At 64.7% G+C, this 4,297-nt stretch carries 1 protein-coding gene; it reads right to left on the reverse strand.

The genetic code is table 11. From position 1 onward, the window contains the following. On the reverse strand, positions 1 to 4,297 hold a 4,297-nt coding region (locus ACWEOE_RS42065; protein ID WP_452019439.1), incomplete at both ends, for an SDR family NAD(P)-dependent oxidoreductase.

Raw genomic sequence — 4,297 nt, forward strand, 5'->3', positions numbered from 1 at the left:
CCCGCCTGATGCAACGCCACCAACGACGACGAACACGCCGTATCCACCGTCACAGCAGGACCCTCAAAACCAAACGAATACGCCACCCGACCCGACAACACGCTGCCTGCCACGCCTATGGCGCGGTAACCCTCGAGGCGATCATCGACCGGATCTACATCATACCCGAGGTACGAACCGCCGATGAAAACCGCGCTCTTGCTCCCCTCGATCGATCGAGGATTCATGCCCGCGTTCTCAAGGGCTTCCCACGAAGTCTCGAGGAGCAACCTCTGCTGGGGATCCATCGCCAAGGCCTCACGCGGCGAAATACCGAAGAAGTCCGCATCGAAATCCGCAGCACCATGCAAGAACCCGCCGCGAAAAGAACGATCGACCTCTTCGTGAGCACTGTCCGAGGCGGGCGATTCCCCCAAGTTCCACCCTCGGTCCGCGGGAAGGTCACCTATGCTCTCATCCCCATTAGCCACTAGATCCCACAAATCTTCCGGCGACGAAACATCTCCGGGATATCGGCATGCCATCCCCACAATTGCCATCGGTTCGCCGGCAGGGTCGTCTACCGTGCGCATGCGACGGACCGATTCCACCTCGCCGGAAGACACCGCGGCTACGTATTTCGACATGACGAACTCCGCCAGACGGCGAACTGAAGGGTGGTCGAAGATGACTGTCGCAGCCAAGCGCAACCCGGTGGCGCCGTTCAGCCGATTTCGAAGTTCCAGCGCGGTGAACGAATCGAACCCGAGCTCCCCGAAAGCCTTCGCCGGATCGAGAACCCTCTCCGCGGAGTGCCCGAGAACGGCGGCCACCTGCTCCCCCACCAGGGCTACGATCTCGCGCCGCTGCTCATCCTCCGTCATCGAGCTCAGCCGTTTCCGCAGCTTCACCGGTGCGTCGACGGAACCCGCTGCTTCGTCGGCGGTCAGCTCTTCCTCCGCCAGATCACCGAAGAGCGCCCCGCGGCCAGCGAGTCGGAACAACGGGACGAAACGATCCCAGTCGATGTCCACGAACGTGACGAGTGCTTCATCACCAGCGATGCTCCTGCGCAGTCCAGCGAGCGCTTGCGCTGGCGGAAAGGGCCGAACACCGCGTTGCGCGAGCCAAGCCCCGAAGTCGCCCGAAGTCTCGAGCATGCCGGCTCCGGCCCAAGGCCCCCAAGCCATCGAAGTGCCGGTAAGCCCCTGGTGCCGACGGCGTTCGATGATGGCGTCGAGCATGGCGTTCGCGGCGGAGTAGGCCGCTTCACCGGCGCTTCCCCACACGCCTGCAATTGAAGAGAATGTCACGAAGAAATCCAACCGGCGTCCGTCCAAGAGCTCTTCGAGATTCTGCACACCGATCACCTTTGCGGCGAGGACATCCGCCAGGTCAGCCGGCCGGACCTCCGCTACGCTGGCGATTCCCAATGCACCGGCCGCATGGACGACACCGGTCAGCGGCAAGTGCTCCGGAATGCGCTTCAGTACTCCGGCCAGCGCCTCAAAGTCTGTGACATCACACTCTTCGATCGTCACACGAGCGCCGCTCGCCAGCAGCTCGTCCCGCAGCTTCTCCGCCCCGTCGGCCTGCACACCCCGGCGGCTCACCAGCACCACGTGTGGAACTCCTGCCTCGACCAGCCAGCGCGCGACTCCAGCGCCTAGCCCCCCCGTGCCTCCCGTGATCAGCACAGAACCGTTGGCTGAGAACACCGACTTTTCTTTGCCTGAATCGGAAAGACGAGAACTGGACTTTCGCCGCACGAGCCGGCGCCCGAAGAGACCACCCGCGCGCACAGCATTCTGGTCCTCACCGTCACGAGCGTCGATTACGCCCGCCAGGCGTGACACAGCATCATCGTCCGGGGTCGCCGGCACGTCGACGAGACCACCCCAGCGCTCGGAGTGCTCCAGGCCGACGACACGGCCGAAGCCCCAGACTCCCGCCTGTACGGGATCGACGGGATGCCGGTCGGCCTCCCCTGCAGCAGGCCCGCCCACGCTCACAGCACCTTCGGTGACACACCACAGTGGTGCGCGGAGCTCCACGTCGCCCAAAGCCTGGACCAAGCCGACGGTCAGTGCGAGCGGACCCGGTACGGCCGGATGCGCCCGATTCTTGTCCGGTGCCATGGCCACGAAGGACAACACCCCGGCAAGCTCACTGCCACCGGCGTTCGTCGCTGCAGAAATCAGCTTTGCCATTTCAGCTCGGCCGGCATCCACCGGCAACTCGATGCGGACGACCCTCCCGGTCCGATCGGCAACGGCTGTGGCCCAAGCGTTGCTGCGCTCGTCACCGGCCGGGACAACGAACAGCCACTGGCCGGTAAGCGTGTCGCCAGCCGGCTCCGGCAGTGATCTCCACGAGACCTCGTAACAGCAGTCCGCCACGAGCTCGTCGAGCTCGCGGCGCTTCCTCCACGTCGCCAGTAGCGGGGCCATTTGGCCCAAGGTGGAAACGTACGCATCTTTTGGAACACCGAGAATTGTGGCCAGCACATCGACGTCGCCACTGTCGATCGCTGCCCAGAACTCGGCATCGGCCATGCGCTCCGATGCCATCGGCTCGCTGACGTCCGACACCGGCTCGAGCCAATACCGATCGCGCTGGAAGGCGTAGGTAGGCAATTCCACAGGACGGCGGGCTCGCTTCGCAGTTCCCAACGAGGCGAAGAAGCTTGTCCAGTCGAGGGTCGAGCCGTGCACATAAAGCTTCGCTGCCGTGCTGATCATCCCGGTCGCTTCATCCTGGTTCTTCGGCGACACCGGAACGGTCAATACGTGGTCGTCACTCTCCGCGCGCCGGTCCACGACTATTTCGCCGATCATCGCGGACAGGACAGCACCAGGCCCCAGTTCCACGAATTGGTCGACCCCCTGTCGCACCAGCTCCTCGATCGCTCCGGCAAACCGCACGGTGCTCCGGACATTCTGAACCCAGTATTCCGGATCCGCCCACGTCAGACCAGCGTGATCGCCCACGGATCCGGAACTTCCATCACCCCGGACTCCTGCGCGGCCTTTCACGTTCTCGACGATCCTGCCCGTCACGCTCGAAACCACGGGGGTTGCCGGTGCACCCAAGGAAAGGCTGTCGAGGACCTGTCGATACTCTGCCAGCATGGGGTCCATCAGTGGCGAGTGAAAAGCGTGGGAGACCGTCAATCGCCGCGTCTTCAATCCCCGCGCCGCGGCATCGGACTCGATCGCAGCGACCGCATCGTCCTGCCCTGCCACTACTACTGCACGCGGTCCGTTCACCGCGGCCATCGTGGCCTCGTCGCCGCCTCTTCCCAGCAGTTGAGCCACTTCGGTTTCGGGCGCCCGGATCGCCACCATGACGCCGCCCGGCGGCAAGGCCTGCATCAATCGAGCCCGAGCGGTCACCATCCGGCACGCATCGGTGAGTGAAAGGGCTCCGCTAACATGTGCCGCCGCAATTTCACCGACCGAATGCCCCCCAAGGAAATCAGGCCGGAGACCCCACGACTGTAGAAGCCGAAAAACGGAAACACCGAACGCGAACAACGCCGGCTGGGCGAATTCGGTCTGGTTCAGCGCGTCCGGAACACCAGAACCGTCGCCGAAAGCGACTTCGCGCAACGGATGCGTCAAACCGACGTCGACCAGCCGGCAGATCTCATCCCAGGCCTGGGCGAAGACCGGGAACCTGGCGTACAGCTCCCGGCCCATCCCTACCCGCTGTGAGCCCTGTCCGGGAAAGACGAAAGCGACTTTTCCTCGCTTGCGCGCGTGGGCCGACACCACCCGTCCGTCGAATTCGTCCCGCGCCAGGGCCGCCAAACCGGCCGCCAAATCGCCGCGGTCGCGGCCCAGCACCGCGCCTCGATACCCCAACGCCGAACGCGAGGTTGCCAGAGCGGAAGCGATCTCGGCAAGGTCCATCTCGGGACGGCACGAAACGTATTCCGCCAGCCTGGCGGCCTGGCCCCGCAATCCCGACGGAGAACCGCCCGACACCACCCAGAGAACCGGGCCTTCGTCCGCAGCCTCGGCCCTATCCTCGCCGATCCTTTCCTCGTGGTCCTCACCGGTGGAAGCCGGTGCCTCCTCGAGGACGACGTGAGCATTAGTGCCGCTGATGCCGAAAGACGAAACTCCTGCCCGGCGGGGACGGCCGGTTTCCGGCCAGTCCACAGCTTCGGTCAGCAGCCGCACGCCGCCTGCAGCCCAGTCCGCTCGGGACGACGGTGAATCCACGTGCAGTGTCCGCGGCAGCACACCGTGGCGCATCGCCATGACCATCTTGATGATCCCGGCAACACCAGCAGCCGCCTGCGTATGCCCGA

Source organism: Amycolatopsis sp. NPDC004368 (genome assembly GCF_053602515.1).